The sequence below is a fragment of the Nocardia sp. NPDC051900 genome (assembly GCF_044452545.1).
In the GTDB taxonomy this organism is placed as follows: Bacteria; Actinomycetota; Actinomycetes; order Mycobacteriales; family Mycobacteriaceae; genus Nocardia; species Nocardia sichangensis.
The window spans coordinates 16,454-40,304 of record NZ_JBITBU010000023.1; the positions used below are offsets into that span (position 1 = coordinate 16,454).

Genomic DNA, 23,851 nt, shown 5'->3' on the forward strand with positions numbered 1-23,851 from the left:
GGTCACTCCTCCTCGGCCAGCGATCCGAATGCCAACGCGACGATGACATCGCGCAACCGGCCGGTCTCGCGACCGACCTTCTCGCGCAGGTTCTCGTCCGTCACGAGATTCAGGAAATGAGTGCGCAACTCATCGCCCCGAAGCTGTGACTGCGTTGGTGAGAGCCGACAGACGTATCGTCCGTCCGCTTCGTCGATCTGGCATGCCGCCTGCCCGATCAAACGGTAAGCGGCCTCCCGCAGTGCGTCGAGCGACTGCACCGACCTGCTGAAGTCGACAACCAAATCAGACGCTGACATCACTCGATCCCATCACAGAACGCGGAACCCGCACTCGCCGAGAGCACCTGACATAGTTGCGAAGGCAACTGCACTGCTCGGTCACCGAGGGGGCACCGCGGTCGTGTCAACCTCCGTGCACATGTCCAATGCTCGCTGGGCAAGATCCTCAGCCTCGGTCGCAGCGAGGCCGAAGACCTCTTGCAGCTCGCGCGCGATCTCATTCAGCCCAAGGCCCTCCTTTGCTCGCGTGCACGCCAGAGAGAACGGATCGGAAGCAGGCTGCGAGCTGGTCGGTGGGGTGGTGGTAGGGGGCGGAGCGGCTGCAGGCGGCGGAGCGGCCGGTGGGGTCACAGCAGACGGTGGAATGTAACCCGGCTTCGGCACATCCGGTCTGCCGAACCCCGGACTGGAAGACGCATGAGATGCATGAGACGAATGGGATGAATGAGACGAATGAGAACCATGCCGCGCGAACAATCTGCCATCGCCGGCGCGATGCGTCGTGAAGCTCATCAACTCGACGTCGTCCGGCAAGGCAACCCGAGGCTCCGGCAGCGCCTCCTCCGGTGCCGCCGTGACGCGAGGTTCGTCCGTTCCCGTCGAGACGGACGCCTCCGCCACTGCCTGTGCGGCCGTGGGGATCGCGAGGGCGGCGAGGGCCGCCGTCAGACTCACGATCTTCGGCGTCTCACGCATTCGTACCTCCCAGAATCGAACCCGAGTCGACCACGGCGAACGAAATGCCCGTGCGTTCCATCGTCACTGCCCTCCATCACCACCCGACGAGCTTCGAACTCGTTACCGCAACTAGTATCTCGCCCGGCGCCGGACCGTTACACATCGATGCCTCACGCGCCCGCACAACGTTCCGGTAACGTCGACGACCGCACCCATCGGCCACAGGATGCGCCGTCACACTGGCGACGCCGACGCCGATACCACGCCCGCCACAGCTACTACCAGCGACGAACCGAATCACACCGCGATCCGGAAGTCCGGCTGGAGCACTGACCCCGGATCCACGCGAACAACGTTGCGGGAGGTGGCGGGCATCGAGTCGATCGACAACTCGGTGATCGGCGACCGCCTGACCGACGCCGAACTCGCCTCCAAACATGTGTTACCGCGCGTGTACGGTTCGCCGGACACACCACCGCTGGAGCTCGGGCGGAGGCCGGGCTGAGAGGGCGCGAATCCCCCCTCACCCTAGACAAATTCGCGCCGCGGGTGCTCTCGCTTCGGCGCGGCGGGCGGCGCTTACGCCCTCACCCAGATCGTCGCCTACACCCTCGGACTGTTCGCCCTGGCCCTGTCCACCGGCGAAAGCACCTACGGGCCGTTCCTGTCGGTCACCCTCGGCGCCGCCTTCTTCCTGATCCTGGTGGTCCGCGAGGCCGATCAGTCTTTCGCCAACGTCTACTCCACCGCCGTCTCGATCCAGAACCTGGCCCCGCGGGTGGACCGGGGACTGGCAGAAAGCCGGTGTGTTCGAGGCCCTGCACGAAACGATGCTCGCTCACTGCCACCGTGCCGGATTGATCGATTTCGACCGGGCCATCCCCGACGGCTCGCACGTGCGGGAGAAAAAGGAGCGCCGACATCGGCCCGAGTCCGGTCGACCGCCGCAAGACAGGATCGGAACACCATATCCTGCCCTGTGACAACGGATTACCGCTCGCGATCACGTCGTCGGGGGCCAACGTCAACGACCACCTGGTGCGCCCAGAGTTGCTCGACAAGGTTCGTCCGCTGCGCGGGCGACCGGGTCAGCCTCGCCGACGGATCACCACGTTGATCGCGGACAAGGGCTAAGACTATCCGCGCGTCCACGACGAACTACGGCGACGACGAATCACCGGCTACATCCCGCGCCGCGGCACCCGCGACAAAGTCTCGGGGCGGTGGATTGTCGAACAATCCCTCGCCCTGGTGCCCCAATACCCGACATCGCCACGGATTCCTCAGCCTCGCAGCCGCCCTCATCTGCTGACGACGACTCAGCAACAGCACCCGAGAGCTGCTCGTAGTCGAGGCTTCCCGATGCCCCCCCCGCGGTATTCGTCGAGCCAACGTGCGAGACGGGGCCTTTCGGCAACGAGCTGAGCAGGTTGTTCGGGGTCGCCCTCCCGAGTTGCCCGGGTCGGGATCGATAGTCCGGTTACATCGGGGATTGCGACATGTGTACCTATCGACCGGCTCGATCGAGTCCTCGCACAGATTTGGCGGACCTAGGGAGACGCCTCGAACCCGGCGATGAATAAAACTTGGGCGTCAGCCACTGCAATTTCGCATCCGAAGTCCCCGTTTCGGGCCGCATACCAGTATCGCTCAACGGATCTCCGGATCCGCGCGGCTGGCTGCGGCCGGTAGGCGGGCTCCGCGTGAGTCGCCGGACGCAGTGGGTTTTCTCTGTCGCCGACCGGGCGCTACCGAGCCGCACTAGAGCACGCGGGCGAGCGAGATGCACAGTCGCGCAAAAGCCGCCGTCTCGGTGATGTCGGTCTCCTCGCCCAGACCGGCTGCGTGGAGATGGTCGGCGGTAGCGGTGAGAATCCGGTCCGGCGCTCGCAACGCCAGGTGAGCGAAGCGTGGGACGCCGAACTTGGACGTCGCGACAACTCGGGTGAGCGCTTCGAGCGCTGCCGCGGACTCGAGATCGCGCCACACGCAGCGTATCCATTCCGCCACTGTTTGCCGCAGCGTCCAGGTCTGGAGAAACGGGTCACGGTTGCTGTTGCTGAACCCGATCAGCTCGATGTCGGCGGCAACCCCGATGTCCACAACGGGGTCGCACCGCCGCCCCGACCGCCACGGCGTGAACCTGAGCCCGATCCGCCGCGGGCAGCCCGCAACAAGCTCGGGCCAATAACCCGGACAAGACCGCGCTTCGTGCTCGCCGCGCACCGGCGTCTCTTTGACGAGCATTACAGTTACTGCCTGGTTAAATGTTGCTCACGCACTGTTTGGCGCAGCTGTGAGATCTGTAGTCTCGGATCCGGATGCCACCCGATCCAGGGGCACCCACAGCCGCCCGATCGGCGACTGGCAGACATTCGCGCCCCGAAGGGCGGTCCGACCTCAGCCTGTGTGGCGGGAGGGCACCGACACCGACGCGATTCGGCCCTGCATGCAAGGAAGATCCGCACCATGACCGGTTACGCCCTCTTCGACCGTCAGATCCCGTCCCGCGACCAGCTACCCGATGAGTTCTTCGCGCAGTTCCTCGACCCGACTCGCACCTACAGTTGCGCGTACTGGACTCACCCGGACGACACCCTGGAACAAGCCCAGTCCGCCAAGATCGACCTTGCGCTGGCCAAATGCGATCTGCGACCGGGGATGACCCTGCTCGACGTCGGCTGCGGCTGGGGTTCGACCATGTTGCGCGCCATGGACAGCTACGGCGTCAATGCGATCGGGCTCACGCCCCACCGCGACCAGCACCGGTACGTACGCGACCGCCTCGTCGATCGGCTCGTCCGCGGTTGCCCCTACGGCGGTGTGCGACGGCAAAGCTGGCAACAATTCGACCGCCCTGTAGACCGCATCGTCTGCATCGGCGCGCTCGAACACATCCCCCGCCAGCGATACCCCGCCTTCTTCGACTTCGCCTACCGGATGATGCCGGACGACGGAGTGCTGCTGGTACAAACCGTCGTCGTCCAAGACTCGAATCACGCGGATGCGCACCAGGCACCGGCCCTGACGACCGAAGCCGAATTCGCGTTCCTGCGCGGCACCGTCTTCCCGAGTAGCCAGCTCCCACGATCGACCGGCCACAGCCCCAGGGGGATCAACGAGTACGCGCAGGACGCCGGATTCACCCTCACCCGCATTCAGGAACTGGGATCCCACTACACCACCACCCTGGACAGTTGGGCCACCTCTTTGCATGAGCACCGCGACCGGGCGATCGAACTGGCCGGGCAACACACCTACAACGCCTACATCAGCTATCTGACCGAGTGCGCCGACCACTTCCGCCACGGCCACCTCAACGTCATGCAGTTCACCTTCACCAAACCCGGCGCAATACAACCCCCACCACATTGATCCTGCCCGCGCCACCCGGTTTGGAGGTCCCTGAAACCGGTAAGGAGCGGTTCCTTCGTGCTCAATTCCGTGGGAAACGCCGGCCCCGAAGCCTGGGGTGCTCGAATTGCTCAAGCAGTCCGACCGAGGATTCGACGCCGTCGTCATCGGAGAACCGGCCCGCTACCGGCCCCGACAAGACGCAGAGAGAGGGACTCGGCCGGCGCGCCTGGGAAGCCAGCGAGACCGGCCGATGAGCGCCACCGCGACCGCCACGACGGAGACATCGCCGCGAACCGGCTGCTGCTACGGCAGATGAGCATCGCACCGGGCGACCTGCTCCCCTCCCCACCCGACGCGCCGACCTTCGCCGAGTACGTCCCCCAGGTCCGCGCCCGCCTGTCCGAGGGCACCCTGCGCACCTACAACACCCACCTGACACTGCCGGAGAACGAGTGGCCGGACCGCCGACTACTACATGCGTGGCGTTGCAGCTCGCTGGCGCACCCAGCCGATCCTCGACGAGTTCGACGACCTGCTGGACCGCTTCGATCAACTCACCGCAGGCCTGACACTCAGCGATTTCGACACCAGCGCCCTGGACTCCTGGCGGATGTGAACCACGGTGCGGGCCCGATCAGTAGTGGAAGCTCACCAGGTCGAGGTCGTTGTCGACGCACCAGTGGACCCAGTCGCGTAGCTCGGTCACTGATTCAAAGAGCTCCTCATCTCCGATCCCCGACAGGTCGGCGGCCGCGAACGCGCGGGCGACCGGCTCCAGCTCGGCGCGGGTGAAGTGCCCGATAGCCGGGAAGTCCTCGATCTCCGGCAGGGAGATCGGGGATCCGGAGAAGGCCAGATGATGGGGATCGAGGTCGATACCCAGCCCGTCGAGGACGTCGCCGACCTTGTCGAACCACGAGGTACTGATCGGATACCAGGCCCGGTTGCTCAACGCGCCGCCGAACCGCGCGCACAGAATCTGCAACGCCATCCCATAGGGCGCGCCGTCGCTGCCGCTGTGCTTCTCGGAAAAGAACAGCTCCCGCAACGCCGTCCGGACGGCCTCAGAGCAAGTCGTGGCCCGATGGACATCCACCATCCAGTCGAAAAAGCCTTGTGGGTCGCCGGTATGCGCGGAGGGCGCCGATAGCACCTCGACATCCACCGCGTACGGCATGATCCCGTATCCCACACCATCTCCCCGTATCAGTCTTCGGCACTACGTCGCCATCGACCACGTCGATCTCACTGTCGCATGCCATGCCGACATACCTCGATGGACCGACGGATGGGCCGGCAGCCGCAGCCGGCTGATGCTCGACGATGACGCGTTCAACCTGGACAGGGCTGCAGTCCACGAGGGATGGCTCTGGGCGCTGGACGGACATGCCACCACAGGAAGCCTGCCGGATGTGGGTGCCGCGGCCGCCGCTCCGCGGCTGTTTTGAGAAGCCGATTGCGAAGCGAAGGGGTGTAGCACGCCTCTACTCACCGTTTCCGCAAGTCGATCTATCGGCCGGATCTCCCGCAGCGAGCACTGCGCTGATATCACCCAGCCGAGGGCCATCTAGGAGCGTCCTCAGATTGGGCGGGTGCAAACCGCGCTCTGTGCAGCAAACGCAGATACCGGCCTCGGGCTCCATCCGCTGCCACCAAGCCCCTCGCCTACCCCGCCGTCGACGACACATTCACCGCGCCGTCGTGGTCGGAATTCGCCGACGCGCCGCTGCTCAGCGCCGCGGACACGCGCTGGTGCTGGGAGCAGTACGTCGGCGCGGAGCATCCGGGGGGCGATCACCTCGCGGCACCCATGCGCGCCGAGTCGCTGCGCGGCTTGCCGCCCACGCTGATCATGACCGCGGAGGTCGACCCGATCCGTGACGATGCCGAGGCGTACGCGGCGCGGCTCCGGGGCGAAGGCGTCCCTGTCTCGCTGACCAGGTTCACCGGCGTCTTCCACGGCTTCGTCACCGAAGTCGGCGTCTTCGCGCAAGCGAAACAGGCGATCGACCAAGTGTGCCTGTACCTGCGCGAGATCGCGCGGGCATAGCTCCGCACCCGGGGGTTTCCAAGGCGCCCTGTTGACGTCTGCGAAGGTCCGGCGACCGGGCGGGCCAATTGACATTTTCATCGAAAATGAAGCTGCGAAGAGTCCGAGTACGGCGATGACCACCAGCCACACCGTCGCTCCGAAGCCTGCGGTGACGACAGTTCCCCACGGCATGATGAAACGGCCCGTATTCCGCCACGCGCGCCCAGTATCCTCAGGGGCCCACGTCTTGCGGGACGTTCGCGCATTCGAGAACTCGAGCGTCCATGCTCGCTCGGGTGCGCTGCTGAACATGCTGGCGCTCGGACTCCATGGTGATGTTCACGTCGGCGCCTGGAGGGTTTCCTCGGTCCATGGCTTCGGCAGCGGCGGGGGTTGATCTGCTCGCCGGGTTCGGAGCCGCCGGACCTGCAGCAGGAACACCGCCCCGGACACACCGGGCGACGTGGTCACCACGGCCACCAGCAACCCCGCGACGAAGCCCGGAGCACTACACCCGCCTCCACTCCGGGGACTGTGGCAGCCGGCCGGGCGGCCCGTCCTCGCCGATGACTCCCGGCGAATCAGGAGCCACGACTGGCAAGGCCGCTACGGTGCAAAACACCGCCCAACCCGGCGGTGCCGCAGGACTTGGTGGCCATCCGCGACCGCAATCCCTCGCGCCGGTTCGGAAGCGTCGGGGAGGCCGGTATCAGACTTGGTTGGCGCCGTCGTCGAGTAGTGCGCGCAATGTCATGTGGGCGATGTGGGTTTCGAGTCGTTGCCGGTCGGGCATGACGGCGGCACGGAAGCGGTGTCCCGCTAGGAAGAACAGCACCGCCCATGCGGCCGCTTGCGGGTCGAGGTCTGCGCGCAGTTCCCCGGTTCGCCGGCCCCGCGTGATCATCTCGGCCAGGACGTCGGCGAGTTCGCCCATGTGGTGGCGGACCGCCTGCTCGACAGCGGGCTCGGCCGTCATGGTCATGGCGTCGGCGAAGATCACTCCGAGCGAGCCGGGTGCGTGGAGTTCGTCGATGTGGCCGGGGCTGAGCAGGTGGGCCAGCAACGTGGCGACGGAGTCGGTCTCGGAGGCGACGGTGCGCATCATGGCGCACATCTGCTCGGAGGCGTGTGCCACGACAGCGGCGTAGAGCGCGGCTTTGGAGCCGAAATTCTGGAACAGCACCGGCTCGGTGACACCGACACGAGCCGCGATCTGCGCCATGGTGGCGCGCTGGAACCCCGACTCGGCGAACACCACAGTGGCGGCGCCGATGATCGACGCGCGCCGGTCGGCGGCGCGCAATCGAGTGCGCCGCTGTTCGGCGGGATCGGAGGGTGCGCGTGCCATGCAGTCATCGTATCCGTCCTTGCCCAACAACTTAGTTGCGACTAAGTTATTCGTCATCTTAGTCGTCACTAAGTTAAGGAGGGGCCATGGGCCTCGGACATTTGATGCATCACACCCCCAACCCGGACACCGCGGGACTCACCATCGACCACGGCGGTACCTACGACGTGTTCGGCGCGGTGTTCTTCGGCGGACGACGCGACCGGGTTTATCGCCGCCTCGCGGAGTTGAGCGGCGCCCGCCCGGGTGACCGCGTGCTCGATATCGGTTGTGGGACCGGGTATTTGACTCGCCGCTTGGCCGCGGTCGCCGATGCGGGGACGGTGGTCGGTGTCGATGCGTCGGCCGCGGTGCTCGAGCGCGCCCGCAAGATCACCACCGAACGGAATTGCACCTACTCCGTCGGTGTCGCCGAATCGCTTCCCGGCGAGGACAGTTCGTTCGATGTGGTGACCAACTGCTTGATGCTGCATCACCTGCCGGAGGATGTGCGCGCGACAGCGCTGGAGGAGATGTGGCGGGTGCTGCGTCCTGGGGGCCGCCTGTTGATCGGCGAGTTCCGGCCACCGGCCAACCCTCTGGGCCGCCATCTGGTCGGTGCGTTGACCGGTCCTTCGATGCGGCACAATCCCATCCATTTGCTCGAGCCGATGGTCGCTGAAGCGGGTTTCGAGCAAATCGGCTCAGGCGACCTGCATCCCTGGATCCGCTACATCACAGCCCTGAAGCCGGGAGCCACTCGATGAGCCACTCGACGGGCGTGCTGCGGGTCCTGGCTGTTGTGTTGATCGTCATCGGCCTGGCCGTGCATGTGGGGCTGGGCAGCATGGCCGGGCTCGGAGCTGCCGCCGTGGGCCTGATACTGGTCGCGCATCTGCCGCTCGCCGCCGTCGGGCGTCGATGGCTGCACCGCCCCTCCTCGAGATAGCCGCGTCAACGGCTCTGGGATGAACCGCGATCCATCCCATCCGCCGCGACCAGCCGAGGCGTGTGACCGTCCGCGGCACCCTACTCGCCAATAGGTTCGCATCTGCGCACCTATTGGCGTAAGGTCGCCCTAAGTCGAGCGAGTTCGGGAAGGTCAGCGTGATCGAGGTATTGCGGCGTCGCCGGTTCCGGCGGTTGTTCACCGCGCAGGTGGTGGCGCTGGTCGGGACCGGTTTGCTGACGGTGGCGCTGGGGCTGCTGGCCTACGATTTGGCCGGTAGCGATGCCGGGGCGGTGCTGGGTACCGCGCTGGCGATCAAGATGGTCGCCTACGTCTTCGTCGCGCCGGTGATCGCGGCGGTCGCCGACCGCGTGCCACGCCGGGTGCTGCTGGTGTCCGCGGACGCGATCCGGGCGGTGATCGCCGTGACGCTACCTTTCGTCACCGAGGTGTGGCAGATCTATCTGCTGATCTTCGTGCTGCAAGCCGCCTCGGCGACATTCACCCCCGCCTTCCAGGCAGTGATCCCGGCGGTGCTGGTCGACGAGGACGACTACACCCGCGGGTTGTCGCTGTCGCGGCTGGCCTACGACCTGGAGTCGCTGCTGAGCCCGGTGCTGGCCGCCGCATTGCTGACGCTGATCGACTACAACCTGCTGTTCGTCGGCACCGCCGCCGGGTTCGTCGCATCCGCCGCGCTGGTGGTGAGGACCCCGTTGCCGCGCCTGGTGCCCGGTGACCGGACCGTGCCGCTGATCGAGCGGATCACCCACGGCGCTCAGGTCATGGTCCAGCGGCCCGTGCTGCGCGGCCTGCTGGCCATGAACCTCGCCGTCGCCGCCGCGACCGCGCTGGTCATGGTGAACACCGTGATCTACGTCCAGGACCTGCTGCACGGCTCCGCTACCGGTGTCGCCCTCCTCCTGGCCTGCTACGGCGGCGGCTCGATGCTCATCGCGCTCACCATGCCGCGGCTGCTGTCAAGCTTCAGCGACCGCCGAGTCATGCTCACCGGCAGCGCTGCGCTGCCGGTGGGGCTGCTCGCCGCCGCCGCGATCGCCGCGATTCAGCCCTCCGCCGAGCGTGGCTCGTTTCTGCTGGCCTTGGCGTGGACAGCGCTCGGCGCGTGCACCTCGATGATCAACACACCGTCCGCGCGTCTGCTGCGCGCGGAATCGACACCGGAGAACCGCACAGCGGTCTTCACCGCCCAGTTCTCGCTTTCCCATGCCTGCTTCCTGCTCACCTACCCCATCGCGGGATGGGTCGGCGCCGGAGCGGGCCAGCTCACCGCCGCACTGACCCTGGCCGCCATCGCTACACTTGCAGCAACCACAGCCGCCCGCGTCTGGCCCGCGACCACGCCGACCGAACCGGAGGCGGTGCCAGCAGGAAGGCGGTGAACGATGGCAGGGCCTCCGAATCCGGCCGCTGACCCTCCCGTGCCCAGCCTCCTGCACCCGATCAGCCCCGACCAACCGCGTCTGGACGCCGCGACCGGCGCCTTCCGCATGCTGTCCGACCCCACCCGGCTGCACATCCTGTGGATCCTCGCCGACGGCGAAGCCGACGTCAGCGCCCTCACCGAAGCAGTCGGCGCCTCCCGCACCGCGGTCAGCCAACACCTCGCCAAACTCCGCTTCACCGGCCTGGTCGACACCCGAAGAGAAGGCCGCCGCATCATCTACCGCGTCCGCGACGGCCACCTCACCCGACTGGTCCGCGAAGGACTCAACCTCGCCGACCACATCGTCACCGGCGAACCACCACACGCCTGACCGATTCGGTCCGAGCCGACTTCGCCATGCCATGGCCTTCGCCGATCAGGCTGGACACGACAGGTGTGCACACTTCACCTCGCAGCCACAGTGCAGCGGGAACATCGGTACCGATTGTCGGGTCGACAGCAGGAGCCGCCTGATGCCGCCGAAATATCCGGCGTACGGCCGAACTCATCATGCGAGCTGCGGTCACCGAGACTGCCGTGGTGCATGCGGTCAACGATTCGCTGCCGACTGGCCGACCGGGTGGCGCTGGTCGCGTCGACGCACTGTGCGCAATCCGAAGGCTTGGCCCACGCTCGCGCCTTCAAGCAGGTATTGCAGTCCTATCACCACGAATCCGAACAGCCATCGTGCGACCGTCTGCCACAACCGGGGGCGTCGGCCGTCCTTCCATCGGAGGACCCGCATTCCGAACAGCAGCTTCGCGACACTGCCCCGCAGCAGCAGTGTGCCGAGGACGTGGTTGGCGAATGACACCGCGAGCACACACGGAATGAACGCGCCCAGGAACTCCGCGACACCGTTGAAAGCATGAAAGGCACGTTGTGACAATGCGAAACCCATGACCAGCGCGACGAAGGCGTCGGTCACCGCGGCCAGGACCAAGCGGTTCTCTCCCGCCTGCTCCGGGACACCGACCCCCCGAGGTTCGGGCGACTGGGCGGGCGATCGGCTCTGGTGAGGACCAGGGTGCGTTGCGTTCACGCCACGTATTGTGCCGCCGCCCACCAGCTCTCCCCAGGGATGTGGAGGTCGCACCCGTGCGGGACGCTGAAAAACGACAACACGCCCGCGGTGTGACCTGCAGATCGGTGCGCACCAGCGGGATGCGGTAGGCGGTGTTGTTGTCACCGAACTTGCCGGTGCGCCCGAAAGTGTCGGTGACCGGTTTCCAGTCCGCGTCGGTGGTCGTCACCGGTTGGCGCCCGGACGCGGCGGAAGTGGTCGCGGGTGTGGGCGAGGTGTCGGCGCTCGCGCATCCTGCCGCCGCGGTGAGCGCCAGCAACGGGGCCATTGTGGCCGCGCATAATGGGGGTCGACGTGTCGAAACTGCCCTGGCATGTCCTTGTCGTCGAAAGATGTTGTGCCCGACGGTTCAGTGGGTGGGTTCGAACTCCCACAGCACCGGCGCACCGTCGGCGCCCCGGGGGATCGGGAAGTAGGTGTGGTGAGTGGCGGGGTCCAGCGCCAGCGAGTGCGACCCGTCGGCCAGATGCGCGGAGCCGACGGCGAGGGTGCGGCCGTCGCGGCGGTCGAACACGCTGACCCAGCCGCTTTCGGCCGCGAGGTAGACCCGGTGCGCGCCCGGGTCGTAGACCAGCACGTCGGGAGTCTCACCGACACGGTCTTGTCCGGTGACGGTGCGGGCGGCCAGGTCCACGGTGACCATGCTGGAGTTGGCCTCGCAGCCGACGAACATCACTCGATCGGCGGCGTCGAGGGCTTGGCCGTGCGGATGGTCGCAGCCCGGCGTCGGGATCCGGTCGGTCACCACGAAAGTCGCGGGATCGATCACCGCCAAATCGTCGCGCCCCTGGACCGCCACGACCATGCGGTCGGTGACCGGGTCGTAGACGACGTTGCCGACCTCACCACCCAACCCGACGGTGGCGCGCACCGCGCCGGTGTCCGCGTCGGCGACGGTCTCGGTGCCGGCGTGCTCGTTGGTCGTCCACACCGCATGACGGACCGGGTCATAAGCGAGCCCGTCGGGGACGCGACCTCGTCGAACAACGCGCCTGGATGGGCCGCCAGGACTTCCTCGACGGTGTGCGCTCGGTCAGCGATGCCCGGCCCGCTGGCTACCCAAGTCGCGATGCGGGTCGGCTACCTGCGCCGCGGCGCGCTCGCCGTCGCCGTCGCCGCTGCGTTCGTCGCGCCCTCGTTCCTGCTGGTCGTGGTCGTGGGCGCGGTCTACACGCGGTATTCGGGTTTGAGCATCGTGGCGTCGCTGTTCTACGGCATCGCCCCCGCCGTCATGGCCATCATCACCCTGGCCGCGATCAACCTGCTAAAACTCACCGACCGCCGCGACCCACGGCCGTGGACCATCAGCGCGGCAGTGTTCGCCCTGACCGCCGCCACCGGATCCGAACCCATCCTGGTCATCTTCGGCGCAGGCCTGCTGATGATCGCCATCGACGCCCACCCCCGGCTACACCCCCACCCCTGGCGACTCCCGTGACGGTGACGACGAACAACCTCCAGCCGCACAGGCCCGATCCATAACGGCCACGGTGCTGTTGGCGCTCGGGACCCAGGCCGGTCCGAGCCATGACGAAGTCGGCGAACGCGGTGAGCTGGGCCTGGGCGATGTCTTCCGGAGTGGGCAACCACTGTGCCACTGGTTGGTCATCGCTCATCGTGGGCCCTCACCGGTCTCACCCGAGCGCGGAACCTCGGGTCCGCGTGCGGCGCTGCGGAGCAGGTAGTCGAAGCCGGCTTGGATTTGCGTCGGGTCCCAGACCTGGCTTCGCTTGTATTCGGCCTCGGACTCGCTCGACCAGGTCTTCGGACCGCCCGCCGCCAGGGACATGAGCTGGGTCCGGCACGCGCGTTCGAGCAGTACGGAATACATGACGGCAGTCGCGACGTCGGGTCCGACAGTGACCGCGCCGTGATTCGGGATGAGGAGCGCGGCACCGTCGCCGAGTGTGGTGGCCAACGCGTCGCCCAGGTCGTGGGTGTCGATCAGGGCACCGGTCTCGGTGAAACGCGACAGCCGCGAGTACGCGAACAGCACCCCGTCGTGGGAGATCGGGCGGATTTCGCAGTTCAGTGACGCGAACGCCGACAGCGCTGGCGCGTGGGTGTGCACGACGCTGCCGACGTCGGGTCGTACTGCCATGATGGCGGTGTGGATGGGGTATTCGAGGTGGCGTCGACCGTTTCCGTCGAGAACGACGCCCGCGGGTGAAACGAGGACGACCTTGTCATCGTCGATTTCTTCGAATCCCCACCCGGATGCCTTCATCCAGACGCCACGACCCTGCGGATCGCGGACCGAGGCGTGTCCCCACACCATATCGCCCAACCCGGCGACGGCCAGGGCGCGGCTCGCCTGCACGATATGGGTTCGGGGATCGGTCACAGTGTCTCCTGGGTTTTCAGAGGAAGTGGGCGAGAGCAGAGTCGAGCACGACGGCGGTGCCGGGCGCTTCGGCCTGGGCGGTGCCTATCGTGTACACGACTTCCCCGGGTTCGGGGCGCCAGAACGAGTTCACCCGCCGGTCCCAGTCGTCGGGGACGGCGAGCCGATCGCAAGCCACCGTTAGGGCGAGATCGGGTGCGAGGTCGCGTGGTCGAGAACCAGTACTTCGGTGGTCTCGGGTGCGAGGTTCTTCAGCAGCCGGCAATGCATGCTCTGGTGTGCGGGGGCCAGACCTGCCTGGTGGATCGGCACTACGACGCGCGGAGCGATCGACCGCAGATAGTCGATACCCTCGCCGATCTTCATCCACGGCCCGCCGATCGGCAGCAACAGGACATCGACGGTCGTAGCGATCTCGTCGAAAGCGTCGCCCGGGTGGAAGACGGCGTCGTCGATCAGATAGCCGACATTCTCCGAGGTGGGCAATGCAGGATGGACGCAGGCGTGCTCGCCGCCGGTGATCACGATGTCGTGACCGAGCACCGATAGCTTCTGGCCCGGCTGCGCCACGTGCGCGGGCCGACGCATGTTTTCGGGGTAGTCCGGGTGGTCCAGTGCCGCGAGTGTGCCCTCGCCGACGATCAGTTGGGCGGCTGGGTTGGCTGCCAGCAGCGCGGCGAGCCGAGAACCGTCGAGGTGGTCGGGGTGGGCATGGGTGATCAGGACCAGGTCGAGCTCGGTCAAGCCTTCGAAATCCTGCGAATAGGTGCCGGGGTCGAACAGGATTCGCGTCGAGGCAGCCTCGCCGGGGATTTCCACGAGAACGCAGGCGTGCCCGAAGTGCGTGATGTTCATAACTTTTCGCCTTCCGTTCGGAGACTGCGTACTCAGGGGTTGACCACGGTCATCCACATCGGCTCTTTGCGGTTCACCATCGCTTCGACCGCGGTGTCGGCATCGGCCAGGGGGAACCGCTGGGTGATCAGCTCGTCCACGTTCAGTGCGCCGGATCCGAGCAGGGCGAGGACCTGTTCGGCGTCGGACCGCGTGCAGGCGCGGGTGCCGACGAAGCGCCAGCAGTTCACCATCAAGGCAAGGGGCGGCAGCGACAACGGCGTGGTGTTGCCGCCCATGTGGGCGATGGCGCCGCCGGTGCGCAGAGCAGCCATCGCCTGGCTGGTGGCGGCGCCTGCCGGGATGTAGTCGGCGACCGCGTGCACACCGGCCGGGGCCAGCTCGCGCAGTCGGCGAGTGAGACCGCCGGTGCTCTCCCAGTCGGTCGGCAACTCATCAAGGGCGACTGTGTCGACCTCGACATTGCCCGCCAGCGGCGTCACCGCGGCGAGCCGTTCGGCGGAGCGGCCGACCAGCAACAACCGGGCGATGCCGAAATGCTCGGCCAGTTTGATCGTCGCGGTGCCCATCGTCCCGGTGGCGGCGGTGGTGACAACCGTCGAGCCCAGCGGCAACTGCGCGCACTTCAAGATCCGCACGACATTCGCCAGATCGTGCACCTTGGCGGCCACGTCGAAGCCGACGTTGCTCGGGAGCTGGTCGATCAGCCAGTGGGGCACTCGGACGTATTCGGCGAGGCCGCCATCGTGGTAGCGCTCATAGAGCGGCATCGGCACCGTGCCGAAGCCCGCGTGCCCGATCATCGCCTGTTGCGGGCACATCATGTCGTTGTCGGTGCGGCAGTAGTCACAGCTGCGGCAGTTGAGGTTGGGATGGACCCGTACTCGGTCGCCGACCGTGATGTCGGTGACCTGCTCGCCCACCGCGGCTACGGTGCCGGCCGCTTCGTGCCCGAGGGTCGTCGGAAGGTGTTTGAACGCTCCCATTTTCAGGAGGGCGATCATGCCGGGTGCCAGCCCGGCCGAGACGACCTTGACGACGACGTCGAGTGGTCCTGGCTGGGGAATGGGGATCTGTTCGAGGGTCAGAGTGTGCGCGCCTTGGGTGGCGCGTGCGGCGAGCATGGTCATCGCGAGCTTCTTTCCCCCGCAAGGGCATCGAGGTATTCGGGTGTGCAGCGTTGTGCGGTGCGTGAAGTCTCGGCGACCTGGGGTAGTTCGCGGTGGGAGAGCACGCTGAGGTAGGCGCCGTCCTCGTGGCCGACACTGGTGTGGGCGATGCCGAGCGGGATCCGGACGAAGTCGCCCGGGCCGAGTTCGACGATCCCGCGCTGGGTCACCAGCGTGCGCGAGCCGCTGATCTGATACTGGATCTCGTCGGCGTCGAGGGTCCGTGTGTAGCGCCGCACGTGTGCTTGCTCAGCCGTGAATGTTTTTGTGCCCAAACTGAATTGGTCGGTCGCGTAGAGCGGGTTCGCCCCTGAGCCGACAGCGAATACAGAGATCCGGTCGGGTTCGTCGGTGACACGGTCGAGCAGCTCATGCTCGTCGATGGGGAACACGGTGATGTCGTGGCCCAGCGATCCCATGCACTGGGTGACCGCCTCGTTGACCTGTCCTGGCTGCCATCCGGGAAATGGCGGCAGCGCTGCCGCCGATGCGCGAACCGCACTGCCTGTTTCGGTGACCGGTGCCGGAATGTAGAACAGCAGATGGCTTTCGGTGCGCCCGTAGTTGTCGTGCGCGACACCGCGCGGGATGCAGGAGAACTCGCCAGGCCGGTGTTCGATGGTGCCGAGTTCGGTCATCAGGGTGCGTTCGCCGTCGATCTGGTAGGAGATCTCGTCTACGTCGCAGTTGCGGTGGTAGAAGGGCTGGCGGTTGTCCATCGTCTGCCATTCGATGCGGATCTGGTCGTTCTCGTAGACCCCGCGCGGTGGGGCGAACGGCTGTGCCTGGTACCGCTGGGGGAAGTGGACGACCGTCAGTGGCGGATGATCGCGCCACAGCTTCATGGGCATCTTGCCCGGGCGTGGTGGGGAGAGAAGTTGGCCTTCGTCGCGGCGGATGCTGCGCAGGGGCACCTCGGACGTCATGGTCACGATGTCTTCGATGACAACACTCATGGAGAGACCTCTTTGTCTCGTCAGGAAACGAATTCGGCGGTCGGCAGTGCCTGGTAGTAGGCTGCTGCGCCGGGGTGCAGCGGAATCGGGGTGATGCCCATGGTCGGCGGGTCGAGCGGGTAGGTGACCGGGCTGCGCTCGGGCGGCAGGTGCCGGTATTGAGCCTCGAGGAGGTGGCGGGTCTCCCCGAGAATCCAGGCGACGGCGTAGGCGAGGTCCTCGGCCATGTCCGCGCGGGTCACGACCAGGAAATCGGAGAAGTCCAGGGTCTGGAACGCGGCGCGGCCGGGGAAGAACTCATCGGCAACGGTGGCGGAGGGCCACCCGAAGTCCCGGTCGAAGGAGGCGAGCACCTCGGGCTCGACTTCGAGGAAGCGGTAGTCGGCGCCGAATTGCTGCCAATGCGGCAACATCACGGCTTCGTGCACGATCGCGTTGGCGCGGCCGGCGAGGACGTGATCGAGCGACTCGAAGGGCCGTTCGTCGCCGAGGAACTCCCCGCCCCAGCCTTCGACATCGACGCCTGATCGTTCGAGCAATTCGTGGGCGGCCAGGCCGACGGCGTTGACCCCGTCGTCGACCGAAGTCGCCACCCGCAGCGCCGGCTTCACCTCGCGCAGCTCGGCGAACGAGCTGACGCCGAGATCCGCGTGCACGGCGAAGACCAGCCGATCACGTTGGGGCACAACGCCGAGCGCGCGCAAGTCGGGATAGTACTCGTCACGGTAGGCGCCGCGGCCGTCGAGCGCGACAGCGGTGAACGCGGCGGGTGTGGTCAGTGCGATATCGACTTCACCGCGCCCGACCGCTCGCACATTGTCGGAAAACCCGCGCCCGTTCCAGATTCCGACCCGAGTATGTGGGCCTGCCCGGTCGGTCAGTTCCTGAGAGATCCAGCCACACACCCGGTGCAGATTGGCCGTGCCCCAGTCACCTTGCAGTTGCACTCGCAGCGATCGGTCGATGCGTGGTTCGGCGGGCCGAGTGCTCATGCCGGAACCACCTCGCTGCGCACCAGGTTGCGGACCGTTCCGACGCCATCGATCTCGACACTGATCTGGTCACCGTCGCGCAGGAACAACTGCGGATCGCGGCGATAGCCGACGCCACCGGGGGTTCCGGTCAAGATGACGTCGCCTGGGGCGAGGGTGGTGAAAGTCGAGATGTCGGCGATGAGCCGAGGAATGGAGAAAATCAGCATCGACAATTCCGATTCCTGGACCTTTTCGCCGTTTAGCACGGTGCGGATGCCCGCCGTCGACAGGTCGACCTCGGCCGGCGTCACCAGCGTGGGACCGAGTGGCGTGCTGGCCTGCCACGCCTTTCCCTGCATCCACTGGTGGGTCTTGTACTGGAAGTCGCGCATGGTGATGTCGTTGGCCGTGCTGTAGCCGAGAACATGCTCGTCGGCGTCGGCTTCGGCGATGCGACGGCCGGGCCTGCCGATGATGACGGCCAGTTCACCTTCGTAGTCCACCTGGGTCGACTCCGGCGGCAACACGATGTCGTCGTAGGCGCCGATGAGGCTATCGGCGAACTTGGGGAACAGCACCGGATAGGTCGGCAGCTCGCGTCTGGTCTCGGTGACGTGCTCGCGATAGTTCAGCCCGACGCAGAACACCTTCGACGGGTTGGGCACCACCGGCAGCAGCCGGACCGCATCGATCGCGACTCGGCCGCTGGGATCACGTTCGGCGTCGGCCAGCACGTCCGAGGCGGTCCCGGAACCGATCTCGGCGAGACCGCCCAACGGGACCAGCTCCGAACCCTGTACTTCGCCGACGCGGCGCACGCCGCGGTGTTCGTAGGTCACATATGCCATGTCAGTGTCCTTCGCTGGTCTTGCGCCAGGAGGCGAGCTGGCCGCCCCACAGGTTCACGGAATTGGGGATCGGCTTCCACCGGCGCGGCACATAGTTCGCGCGGTCGTCGTGGAACTTCTCCATCTCGGCGGACAGTTCGATGTGGTTGCCCGCCGGGTCGTCGAAGAAGATGAAAAGGTTGTTGCCCGGGCCGTGACGGCCGGGCCCCCAGGTGACATCGACGTTCTCGTCGGTCAGCCGGTCACACCAGGCCTTGAAATCCTCCCACTCCGCCAAGTCGAAGGAGTAGTGGTCGATGTCGCCGCCCGCACCGACGTTGACCACCGCCAGGGTGTGGTGGTCGCGGTCGCTGCGCAGCCACGCGAATCGGCCGTCCTCGAGCTGATCGGAGATGCGGAATCCGACGGTGTCGACGAAGAACTCCACCATCGGCACCACGTCGTCGGTCGCCAGGGTGATGTGCTGGTATTTGATCGGCCGGCGACCGGTGTCGGCGGCATTCTCGCCCTCGCGCGCCACCGCGGTGTGGAAGTGGACGGGTGTGCCGTGCGGGTCGGTGGTTACGATGCCGGTGGCGGCGCCGAGTCCCGCATCGAGATAGGTCGGGTCCAGATGCGAGACGGCGTGCCCGGCGGCGGTCAGCCGTTTCGCGATGCCCTCGACGCCGTCGAGGTCGCGGACCTCAAAACCGTAGTGGTGTAAGCCCTTTTCGCCTTCGACGAGGTCGATGACGTGGTGACCGGTGCCCCAGCCCAGGCGAAGACCGCCCTTGGGCAGCTGCTCGTGCACCTGCAATCCGAGCACCCGGCCGTAGAACGCGGCCGACGCCGCGACGTCGGGCACGCGGAATCCGATGTGGGACACGGTGGTGCGGGTCAGGGTGCCCGCCGCCGCGCGTTCCTGCAAGACGATCCGCTGTGGTCTATCCATGGCTCGAAGCCCTTTCTGTCCAGGTCGAGATGGCGGCCACCGTGTCGGTGGTCCGGTCGGGGTGCCAGGCGGCCGCTACCGCCCGGTCCGGGCGGAGAAGCACGAATTGCCCCGCGTAAGGTCCGAATTCGCGGGCGGCTGCCCCGTCGACGTCGATCAGGACCCGGCGACGGGTCCGCGGGAGGTACTCCCCCAGCGCGAGCAGCGCCGTAGTCGTCGCGAGCTGCCGGACTACCGGCTCGGCTTCTTCCCACGCCTGCTCGGCGACATCGACACCGATCAGCGCCCAATCCATGCCGAGTACGTCGTCGAGCCGGGCGACACTGTGGTTCGCGGTGTCGAAGACCAGCGGCTGCCCCAGCGCGACTCCGACACCGTGATGTCGATCGGCATCGAGAACCAATCCTTCGGTGAAGCGCTGGGCGGGTCGGTACCGCATCTGCTCGAGGTAGGCGCGACCTTCCACGGTGCCCAAAGCTCGCTCGATCACCGCGTCGCGGCGCTCGGCGAGTCGCGCCGAGGTCGTCATCACGACGCGCCCCAAGCGCTCCGACATCCGCACCGTGGCCAGCACATGGGCAGCACGTTCGCGCTGATAGCTGGCCAGCACCGACGGCGCGAGCCTGCCGGCGAGGACGTCGGCGATCTTCCAGGTCAGGTTCGCCGCATCCCGAATGCCGGAGTTGAGTCCCTGTCCGGCGAAAGGCGGCATCATGTGCGCCGCGTCGCCCAGCAGGAAGGAACGTCCGAGCATCCACTCGTCGGCGACGACCGCGTTGAACCGGTAGTTCACGGCACGTTCGATCTGCGCCGGTGTCAGGTCGCGATAGGGCGCGACCAAGGCGCGGATCAGCTCGAAAGATGGGGCCTCGGCGGGTGTCCCCTCGCCGTCGAAGAGCCGGAATTCGTACCGACAGCGGCCGTCGAGCCCGGGCACGATGACGTGCGGGCGTGCCGGATCGCCGTGGTGCATGGCGAAGCGTTCGGTGTGCGGATCGTCGAGGGTGTCGACGACCAACCACACATCGGGGTAACTGCGCCCGGTCATCTCGATGCCCTGGCTGAGCCTGGTCACCGATCGACCTCCGTCGCAGCCGAGGACGTAGGCAGCGTCGAGGGTCACCGGGCCGCTGTCGGTGCGCGCGTGAACTCGCACGGAGTCGGCCGATTGGCCGAGCCCGGTCACTTCGACGCCGAACCGCAACGACACATTCGGCATCTGCCCCAGCGCTTTGACCAGCACCCGCTCGAGATCGGGCTGCGCGAAGGGGTTTTTGAACGGGTACCCCAGGCGGAACGGCTGCGGACCACGCGCCTGGAACAGCGGCGCCCCGTGGCGGTCGTAGTAACGAGTGCCCGTGCCCGGCACCACGATCGGCAGCACTTGATCGACGATGCCCGCGCGCTGATACACCCGCAGGGATTCGTCGTCGATGCTGATGGCCTTGGGCTCGTCGCTGGTCGAGTGATTCTGTTCGGCCACGACCACGTCGACACCTCGTGCGGCGAGCAGGGCTGCGGCTGTGAGACCGACCGGCCCGGCACCGCAGATCACCACCTCGGTTTCGTCTGGCGACTTCACCGGCGCCATCACCTCACCTTCTCCCGCTTCGGGTACGAACTCGATAGCCCCACCCTGACACGGTGTCCTGCATTACAAAAGTATCGTCCTGTATTACAGGACGCTCACGTTCAGCACTTCGCGGGCACACGAGCAGGCTCACCCGGGCAATAATACTCTAGTGTTATACATATAATGTTAGAGTTAAATAATGTCCCGTAGCCCCCTCGGCCAGTCGACTCCGTCGAAGCAGCCACCAATGGTGAAAACTGACGCTTACAGGCGCCGGGTTGCGGACTGCCGCAGATCGCCGAGAGCCACGATCTAGGCTCGCATCATGATCGGTGATCTCGGATTCCTCTGTTCGTGCTGTTCGGCCTTCGCTATCTGCTCATGAGTGCCGTGCCGCTGCCGCCTCGAACGCCGGAAAGCCTGAGCCGCCGGGCCCGGGGCTTCGTTGAAACGCACGGGATGCGTCTGCCCTGCCAGGATCTCCGCCCCTATCGGGACATATGGCTCGAGCACGGGATACCCGCTGCAGAGATCGACCGGGCCGTGGCCTTTCAAGAAGTCTGGGGCGGCATCGCCCTGCCCCCTGCCCCCGCGTACGAGGGCGGCCCGCGTGTTCTCGAAGCCGACTTCCCCGAGGACCGGGGCACGGACGGGTGGTGCTTTCCGGCCGGCGACTGCCGCGTATCGATGGGCTACGGATTCATGATCGGGCCCGGAGGCGAATTCGGAATCGACGCCAACCATTGGACACCTCTGCACGCCAGCACACAGGGATGGGTAGAAGCCCTGGCACTGGCCCACCACGCCGGCCGCTGGGCCCGGACCACCACGAGAATCAAGGGCGACGCCGTCGAAGAGGTGGATCTCGACGGATTCGAGCCCGTGCCCGAGGTTCAGGGGCTCACCGACACCTGGTGGCGGGGCAAAGACTCGCTCATCGCCATCTACCGCGGTGAAGCCGTCGGCTACACCACTCCCCCCTGCCAGGAGGCCCACATCTACAGCGGACTCGACGCATGGGGCCTCAGCGGCCACTAACCCCGGGGGGACCGGGGATCACGACGTCGGAATTCGCCGATACGAAGCTCTCCCGCTCTCGACCGGCGTCAACATCCACCGATGAGTGACGTCACAGATGGCCGATAGAACCAGGCACCCGGATCGCCGAATCGGCGGCACGCACCAGTTAGACCGCGGCCGCCGGGCAAATTCTGGCCCACGCGCCGGGCGCGATCAGCCCCGCCAACGCGGTTCTGCTCACCGACCCGGTCACCATCGCCCATCATCGGGCATTGCCGTTCGGCGATCGCACCGGCAACGGCATGACCGCCTTCTTCTATGCCGTGCTCTTGATGATGGTCGGCTTCCTCGGATCGAATGTGGTCAACGGACTCGTCGATGCCGAACTGGGTTTCGGCCCGACCGAGATGGGACCCGAGCGGCGCATGCTGCCGCCGCGTCGGATCACCCGCGTCGGCAGGTACGTGGCCAAGTGCCTCACCCTGGCGATCGCTTCGGTACCCACGGCCACCGCGATTCTGGCCGCGAGCGTGTTCGTGCTCGATCTGGATCTGCCGCACTGTGGCGTGCTGTGGCTGTTCAGCCTGCTCGCGATCAACGCGATCGGGGCGGGCACGCTGACAGTGGTCACCCTGTGGGGCCCGATCGGCATCGTGGTGAGCATGGTCTTCATCGGCTGGTCGATTCAGGTGTCGGGCGGCACGATTCCACAGCAGGCCATGCCGCCCTTCTGGCGTTTCCTCGGTTCGTTCGAGGCAATTCGGGCCGTCGCCGACGGTATCCGCGCCATCATCTACTTCGACGCGCACGCCGACGCGGGCCTGAGCCGTGCACTCGTCCTACTGGTGGTCGGTCTGCTCGCCGGACTCGCGGCCGGCCTGCTCGGCAACCTGTACTACGACCGGCACCGTCTGCACCGAATCCATCCGCGGGCCATCGCCCATATTCAGGAGTTCCTGCACCGTATACCCCAGCACAAGGATCCGACTGCACCCACAGCGTCGGGCAGCCAAGCGACCACAGCACCCGTCTCATGACCCACGTCGCCGAGCCCCTCTGTCGAAGGACTCGGCGACGTGGATCAGCGCGCGGAACTCACCCCCGGGTGGAGTGGGCGCCGCTCATCAGTGCGGCCAGGTCTTCGGGTTCCAGAAATGACGGCGGTGGCGGCGGACCCCAGGCGTACAGGCCTTGCAGACCTTCCAGTACCGCAGGGCTCCAGAGCTCGTCTTCGGGCATCGTGTCCATATCGGAGTAGTACTCGGAGAAGTTGCCTGCGGGATCCTTGAGGTACCAGAAGAAGTTGGCGCCGGCGAAATGGCGGCCCAGACCCCAGATGTGACGTTCGGGATGACCTTCGAGCATCGCGCGCGCACCCCGGCCGACCTCGTCGATGTCGTCGACCTGCCAACTGGTGTGATGCATGAAGTTGACCGGCGCGGCCAGCACCAGCACATTGTGGTGCTCGACCGAGCAGCGCAAGAACGCGGCCTTGTCGCCCATGTAGTCGCTGACCTTGAACCCCAGGCCGTCGACGAAGAAGCGCATCGTGGTGGCGAGGTCGGTGCTACCGAGCACCGCGTGCCCGAGCTTGCGCGGCCGGACCGGTTCGGTGCGCGACAGAAACGGTGCCCGGCCCCACCGGTCGATGCGGCCGGGGCCGTTATACGGCGTCGCCGCTACGGCCGGCTCGGTGACGATGCGCGGTCGCACCAGCACCCGCACCACGGTGCCGGTGATCGGTTCGACGGCACGTACCGACAGCGGATTGCTGTCGCTCGGCACCCCGATCGCCGCGAGCCGGGCGGCCACCGAGGCGATGTCGTCGCTGTCGTCGGCGGCCACGGTCAGGTCGAGCAGCTTACGCAACGGTGCGTGCACCACCTGAAGCTGTTCACCGCCGTCGCGGGTGGCGAATCGTCCCTCACCGAGATGATCGAGCCCGAAATCGGTGTAGTAGCTGATGGTTTCGGCGGGGTTGGGAACCCCGATGGTGACTTTGCCCAGTCCGTGCAGTGCCATGTCG

28 protein-coding genes and 2 pseudogenes are annotated in these 23,851 nt (G+C 66.6%); 12 read left to right on the top strand and 18 right to left on the bottom strand.

Features of this window, described 5'->3' with window-relative positions; translation table 11 throughout:
• Positions 1-2 precede the first annotated feature (2 nt).
• Together hxsD and hxsA2 are read right to left on the bottom strand one after the other, a co-directional pair.
• A complete protein-coding gene (gene hxsD, locus ACIA5H_RS31280; protein WP_397079271.1) occupies positions 3-299 on the bottom strand; it encodes a His-Xaa-Ser system protein HxsD in 297 nt (98 codons plus the stop codon).
• A gap of 81 nt (positions 300-380) precedes the next feature.
• Positions 381-977, bottom strand: coding sequence for a His-Xaa-Ser repeat protein HxsA2 (gene hxsA2, locus ACIA5H_RS31285; protein ID WP_397079273.1), 597 nt, complete (start codon positions 975-977; stop codon positions 381-383).
• A gap of 208 nt (positions 978-1,185) precedes the next feature.
• Here hxsA2 and ACIA5H_RS31290 point away from each other — a divergent pair, with 208 nt between their 5' ends.
• Positions 1,186-1,464, top strand: coding sequence for a hypothetical protein (locus ACIA5H_RS31290; protein WP_397079275.1), 279 nt, complete (start codon positions 1,186-1,188; stop codon positions 1,462-1,464).
• 1,256 nt (positions 1,465-2,720) lie between these two features.
• Here ACIA5H_RS31290 and ACIA5H_RS31295 read toward each other — a convergent pair.
• Entirely contained in the window at positions 2,721-3,062 is a 342-nt protein-coding gene (locus ACIA5H_RS31295; protein ID WP_397079277.1) for a hypothetical protein, read from the bottom strand.
• A gap of 366 nt (positions 3,063-3,428) precedes the next feature.
• On the opposite strand from ACIA5H_RS31295, the gene ACIA5H_RS31300 reads away from it, so the two are divergent.
• A complete protein-coding gene (locus tag ACIA5H_RS31300; protein ID WP_379252405.1) occupies positions 3,429-4,334 on the top strand; it encodes a class I SAM-dependent methyltransferase in 906 nt (301 codons plus the stop codon).
• A 457-nt stretch (positions 4,335-4,791) separates the two neighbouring features.
• Positions 4,792-4,932 carry a hypothetical protein gene (locus ACIA5H_RS31305; protein WP_397079279.1) on the top strand — a complete coding sequence of 47 codons (141 nt, stop codon included), beginning with the start codon at positions 4,792-4,794 and terminating at the stop codon, positions 4,930-4,932.
• Positions 4,933-4,950: 18 nt separating this feature from the next.
• Here ACIA5H_RS31305 and ACIA5H_RS31310 read toward each other — a convergent pair whose 3' ends face one another.
• On the bottom strand, positions 4,951-5,493 hold the full coding sequence (locus tag ACIA5H_RS31310) for a hypothetical protein (protein WP_397079281.1): 543 nt from the start codon (positions 5,491-5,493) through the stop codon (positions 4,951-4,953).
• Between ACIA5H_RS31310 and ACIA5H_RS31315 the strand changes: the two genes are divergently transcribed.
• Together ACIA5H_RS31315 and ACIA5H_RS31320 are read left to right on the top strand one after the other, a co-directional pair.
• Positions 5,492-5,764, top strand: a complete 273-nt coding sequence (locus ACIA5H_RS31315) for a hypothetical protein (protein WP_397079283.1) — start codon at positions 5,492-5,494, stop codon at positions 5,762-5,764. The two genes, ACIA5H_RS31310 and ACIA5H_RS31315, sit on opposite strands and share 2 nt — an antisense overlap.
• A 152-nt stretch (positions 5,765-5,916) precedes the next feature.
• Positions 5,917-6,366: pseudogene (locus ACIA5H_RS31320) on the top strand (alpha/beta hydrolase fold domain-containing protein); the annotation flags it as partial.
• A 691-nt stretch (positions 6,367-7,057) separates the two neighbouring features.
• Here the strand turns inward: ACIA5H_RS31320 and ACIA5H_RS31325 are convergent.
• Entirely contained in the window at positions 7,058-7,696 is a 639-nt protein-coding gene (locus ACIA5H_RS31325) for a TetR family transcriptional regulator (protein WP_397079285.1), read from the bottom strand.
• 86 nt (positions 7,697-7,782) lie between these two features.
• Here ACIA5H_RS31325 and ACIA5H_RS31330 point away from each other — a divergent pair, with 86 nt between their 5' ends.
• From ACIA5H_RS31330 to ACIA5H_RS31345, 4 genes are all read left to right on the top strand, one after another.
• Positions 7,783-8,442 (top strand): class I SAM-dependent methyltransferase, encoded by a 660-nt coding sequence (locus ACIA5H_RS31330; RefSeq protein ID WP_397079287.1) that lies wholly within the window; start codon positions 7,783-7,785, stop codon positions 8,440-8,442.
• Complete coding sequence (locus ACIA5H_RS31335) at positions 8,439-8,624, top strand: hypothetical protein (RefSeq protein ID WP_397079289.1); 186 nt, start codon at positions 8,439-8,441, stop codon at positions 8,622-8,624. The genes ACIA5H_RS31330 and ACIA5H_RS31335 overlap by 4 nt, the downstream gene beginning before the upstream one ends.
• Positions 8,625-8,782: 158 nt before the next feature.
• Positions 8,783-10,027 (top strand): MFS transporter, encoded by a 1,245-nt coding sequence (locus ACIA5H_RS31340; protein ID WP_397079291.1) that lies wholly within the window; start codon positions 8,783-8,785, stop codon positions 10,025-10,027.
• 3 nt (positions 10,028-10,030) lie between these two features.
• Positions 10,031-10,402, top strand: coding sequence for an ArsR/SmtB family transcription factor (locus ACIA5H_RS31345; protein WP_397079293.1), 372 nt, complete (start codon positions 10,031-10,033; stop codon positions 10,400-10,402).
• A 219-nt stretch (positions 10,403-10,621) separates the two neighbouring features.
• On the opposite strand, the gene ACIA5H_RS31350 is transcribed toward ACIA5H_RS31345, so the two are convergent.
• The 3 genes and pseudogenes from ACIA5H_RS31350 to ACIA5H_RS31360 form a co-directional block, all read right to left on the bottom strand.
• Positions 10,622-11,113, bottom strand: a complete 492-nt coding sequence (locus ACIA5H_RS31350) for an RDD family protein (RefSeq protein WP_397079295.1) — start codon at positions 11,111-11,113, stop codon at positions 10,622-10,624.
• A 91-nt stretch (positions 11,114-11,204) separates the two neighbouring features.
• Positions 11,205-11,333: pseudogene (locus ACIA5H_RS31355) on the bottom strand (peptidase M23); the annotation flags it as partial.
• Positions 11,334-11,504: 171 nt separating this feature from the next.
• Positions 11,505-12,086, bottom strand: a complete 582-nt coding sequence (locus ACIA5H_RS31360) for a YncE family protein (protein WP_397079297.1) — start codon at positions 12,084-12,086, stop codon at positions 11,505-11,507.
• Positions 12,087-12,194: 108 nt separating this feature from the next.
• Here ACIA5H_RS31360 and ACIA5H_RS31365 point away from each other — a divergent pair, with 108 nt between their 5' ends.
• Positions 12,195-12,593: a chromate transporter gene (locus ACIA5H_RS31365; protein WP_397079300.1), complete on the top strand. Its 399-nt coding sequence runs from the start codon at positions 12,195-12,197 to the stop codon at positions 12,591-12,593.
• A 174-nt stretch (positions 12,594-12,767) separates the two neighbouring features.
• Here the strand turns inward: ACIA5H_RS31365 and ACIA5H_RS31370 are convergent, their stop codons facing one another.
• From ACIA5H_RS31370 to ACIA5H_RS31410, 9 genes are read right to left on the bottom strand one after another with little or no spacing between them, the layout of a single operon-like run.
• Entirely contained in the window at positions 12,768-13,499 is a 732-nt protein-coding gene (locus ACIA5H_RS31370; protein ID WP_397079302.1) for a class II aldolase/adducin family protein, read from the bottom strand.
• Positions 13,500-13,515: 16 nt separating this feature from the next.
• Complete coding sequence (locus ACIA5H_RS31375) at positions 13,516-13,677, bottom strand: hypothetical protein (RefSeq protein WP_397079304.1); 162 nt, start codon at positions 13,675-13,677, stop codon at positions 13,516-13,518.
• 2 nt (positions 13,678-13,679) lie between these two features.
• On the bottom strand, positions 13,680-14,354 hold the full coding sequence (locus tag ACIA5H_RS31380; RefSeq protein WP_397079307.1) for an MBL fold metallo-hydrolase: 675 nt from the start codon (positions 14,352-14,354) through the stop codon (positions 13,680-13,682).
• 32 nt (positions 14,355-14,386) lie between these two features.
• Positions 14,387-15,484: an alcohol dehydrogenase catalytic domain-containing protein gene (locus tag ACIA5H_RS31385; RefSeq protein ID WP_397079310.1), complete on the bottom strand. Its 1,098-nt coding sequence runs from the start codon at positions 15,482-15,484 to the stop codon at positions 14,387-14,389.
• Positions 15,481-16,479, bottom strand: coding sequence for a hypothetical protein (locus ACIA5H_RS31390; RefSeq protein ID WP_397079312.1), 999 nt, complete (start codon positions 16,477-16,479; stop codon positions 15,481-15,483). The genes ACIA5H_RS31385 and ACIA5H_RS31390 overlap by 4 nt, the downstream gene beginning before the upstream one ends.
• A gap of 20 nt (positions 16,480-16,499) precedes the next feature.
• The gene (locus tag ACIA5H_RS31395) at positions 16,500-17,471 is read right to left on the bottom strand and encodes a TAXI family TRAP transporter solute-binding subunit (protein WP_397079314.1); all 972 of its coding nucleotides are present in this window, start codon (positions 17,469-17,471) and stop codon (positions 16,500-16,502) included.
• Entirely contained in the window at positions 17,468-18,301 is an 834-nt protein-coding gene (locus tag ACIA5H_RS31400) for a fumarylacetoacetate hydrolase family protein (RefSeq protein ID WP_397079317.1), read from the bottom strand. Before ACIA5H_RS31400 ends, ACIA5H_RS31395 begins: the two co-directional genes overlap by 4 nt.
• A gap of 1 nt (position 18,302) precedes the next feature.
• The gene (locus ACIA5H_RS31405; RefSeq protein ID WP_397079319.1) at positions 18,303-19,232 is read right to left on the bottom strand and encodes a VOC family protein; all 930 of its coding nucleotides are present in this window, start codon (positions 19,230-19,232) and stop codon (positions 18,303-18,305) included.
• Complete coding sequence (locus tag ACIA5H_RS31410; protein WP_397079322.1) at positions 19,225-20,823, bottom strand: bifunctional 3-(3-hydroxy-phenyl)propionate/3-hydroxycinnamic acid hydroxylase; 1,599 nt, start codon at positions 20,821-20,823, stop codon at positions 19,225-19,227. Before ACIA5H_RS31410 ends, ACIA5H_RS31405 begins: the two co-directional genes overlap by 8 nt.
• Positions 20,824-21,159: 336 nt before the next feature.
• Here ACIA5H_RS31410 and ACIA5H_RS31415 point away from each other — a divergent pair, with 336 nt between their 5' ends.
• Both ACIA5H_RS31415 and ACIA5H_RS31420 read left to right on the top strand, forming a co-directional pair.
• Positions 21,160-21,843, top strand: coding sequence for a hypothetical protein (locus tag ACIA5H_RS31415; RefSeq protein ID WP_397079325.1), 684 nt, complete (start codon positions 21,160-21,162; stop codon positions 21,841-21,843).
• A gap of 215 nt (positions 21,844-22,058) precedes the next feature.
• On the top strand, positions 22,059-22,862 hold the full coding sequence (locus tag ACIA5H_RS31420; RefSeq protein ID WP_397079483.1) for a DUF3533 domain-containing protein: 804 nt from the start codon (positions 22,059-22,061) through the stop codon (positions 22,860-22,862).
• Positions 22,863-22,920: 58 nt separating this feature from the next.
• Here the strand turns inward: ACIA5H_RS31420 and ACIA5H_RS31425 are convergent, their stop codons facing one another.
• Positions 22,921-23,847 (bottom strand): VOC family protein, encoded by a 927-nt coding sequence (locus ACIA5H_RS31425; protein ID WP_397079327.1) that lies wholly within the window; start codon positions 23,845-23,847, stop codon positions 22,921-22,923.
• Between the last annotated feature and the right edge of the window lie 4 nt (positions 23,848-23,851).

Coding starts and splice junctions, on each gene's coding strand:
- hxsA2 (WP_397079273.1), bottom strand. CDS start 977: ATGCGTGAGACGCCGAAGATCGTGAGTCTGACGGCGGCCCTCGCCGCC.
- hxsD (WP_397079271.1), bottom strand. CDS start 299: ATGTCAGCGTCTGATTTGGTTGTCGACTTCAGCAGGTCGGTGCAGTCG.
- ACIA5H_RS31315 (WP_397079283.1), top strand. CDS start 5,492: ATGATCCCGTATCCCACACCATCTCCCCGTATCAGTCTTCGGCACTAC.
- ACIA5H_RS31345 (WP_397079293.1), top strand. CDS start 10,031: ATGGCAGGGCCTCCGAATCCGGCCGCTGACCCTCCCGTGCCCAGCCTC.
- ACIA5H_RS31290 (WP_397079275.1), top strand. CDS start 1,186: ATGCGCCGTCACACTGGCGACGCCGACGCCGATACCACGCCCGCCACA.
- ACIA5H_RS31395 (WP_397079314.1), bottom strand. CDS start 17,471: ATGAGCACTCGGCCCGCCGAACCACGCATCGACCGATCGCTGCGAGTG.
- ACIA5H_RS31310 (WP_397079281.1), bottom strand. CDS start 5,493: ATGCCGTACGCGGTGGATGTCGAGGTGCTATCGGCGCCCTCCGCGCAT.
- ACIA5H_RS31400 (WP_397079317.1), bottom strand. CDS start 18,301: ATGGCATATGTGACCTACGAACACCGCGGCGTGCGCCGCGTCGGCGAA.
- ACIA5H_RS31385 (WP_397079310.1), bottom strand. CDS start 15,484: ATGACCATGCTCGCCGCACGCGCCACCCAAGGCGCGCACACTCTGACC.
- ACIA5H_RS31425 (WP_397079327.1), bottom strand. CDS start 23,847: ATGGCACTGCACGGACTGGGCAAAGTCACCATCGGGGTTCCCAACCCC.
- ACIA5H_RS31335 (WP_397079289.1), top strand. CDS start 8,439: ATGAGCCACTCGACGGGCGTGCTGCGGGTCCTGGCTGTTGTGTTGATC.
- ACIA5H_RS31300 (WP_379252405.1), top strand. CDS start 3,429: ATGACCGGTTACGCCCTCTTCGACCGTCAGATCCCGTCCCGCGACCAG.
- ACIA5H_RS31410 (WP_397079322.1), bottom strand. CDS start 20,823: ATGGCGCCGGTGAAGTCGCCAGACGAAACCGAGGTGGTGATCTGCGGT.
- ACIA5H_RS31380 (WP_397079307.1), bottom strand. CDS start 14,354: ATGAACATCACGCACTTCGGGCACGCCTGCGTTCTCGTGGAAATCCCC.
- ACIA5H_RS31405 (WP_397079319.1), bottom strand. CDS start 19,232: ATGGATAGACCACAGCGGATCGTCTTGCAGGAACGCGCGGCGGCGGGC.
- ACIA5H_RS31390 (WP_397079312.1), bottom strand. CDS start 16,479: ATGAGTGTTGTCATCGAAGACATCGTGACCATGACGTCCGAGGTGCCC.
- ACIA5H_RS31305 (WP_397079279.1), top strand. CDS start 4,792: ATGCGTGGCGTTGCAGCTCGCTGGCGCACCCAGCCGATCCTCGACGAG.
- ACIA5H_RS31330 (WP_397079287.1), top strand. CDS start 7,783: ATGGGCCTCGGACATTTGATGCATCACACCCCCAACCCGGACACCGCG.
- ACIA5H_RS31365 (WP_397079300.1), top strand. CDS start 12,195: ATGCCCGGCCCGCTGGCTACCCAAGTCGCGATGCGGGTCGGCTACCTG.
- ACIA5H_RS31325 (WP_397079285.1), bottom strand. CDS start 7,696: ATGGCACGCGCACCCTCCGATCCCGCCGAACAGCGGCGCACTCGATTG.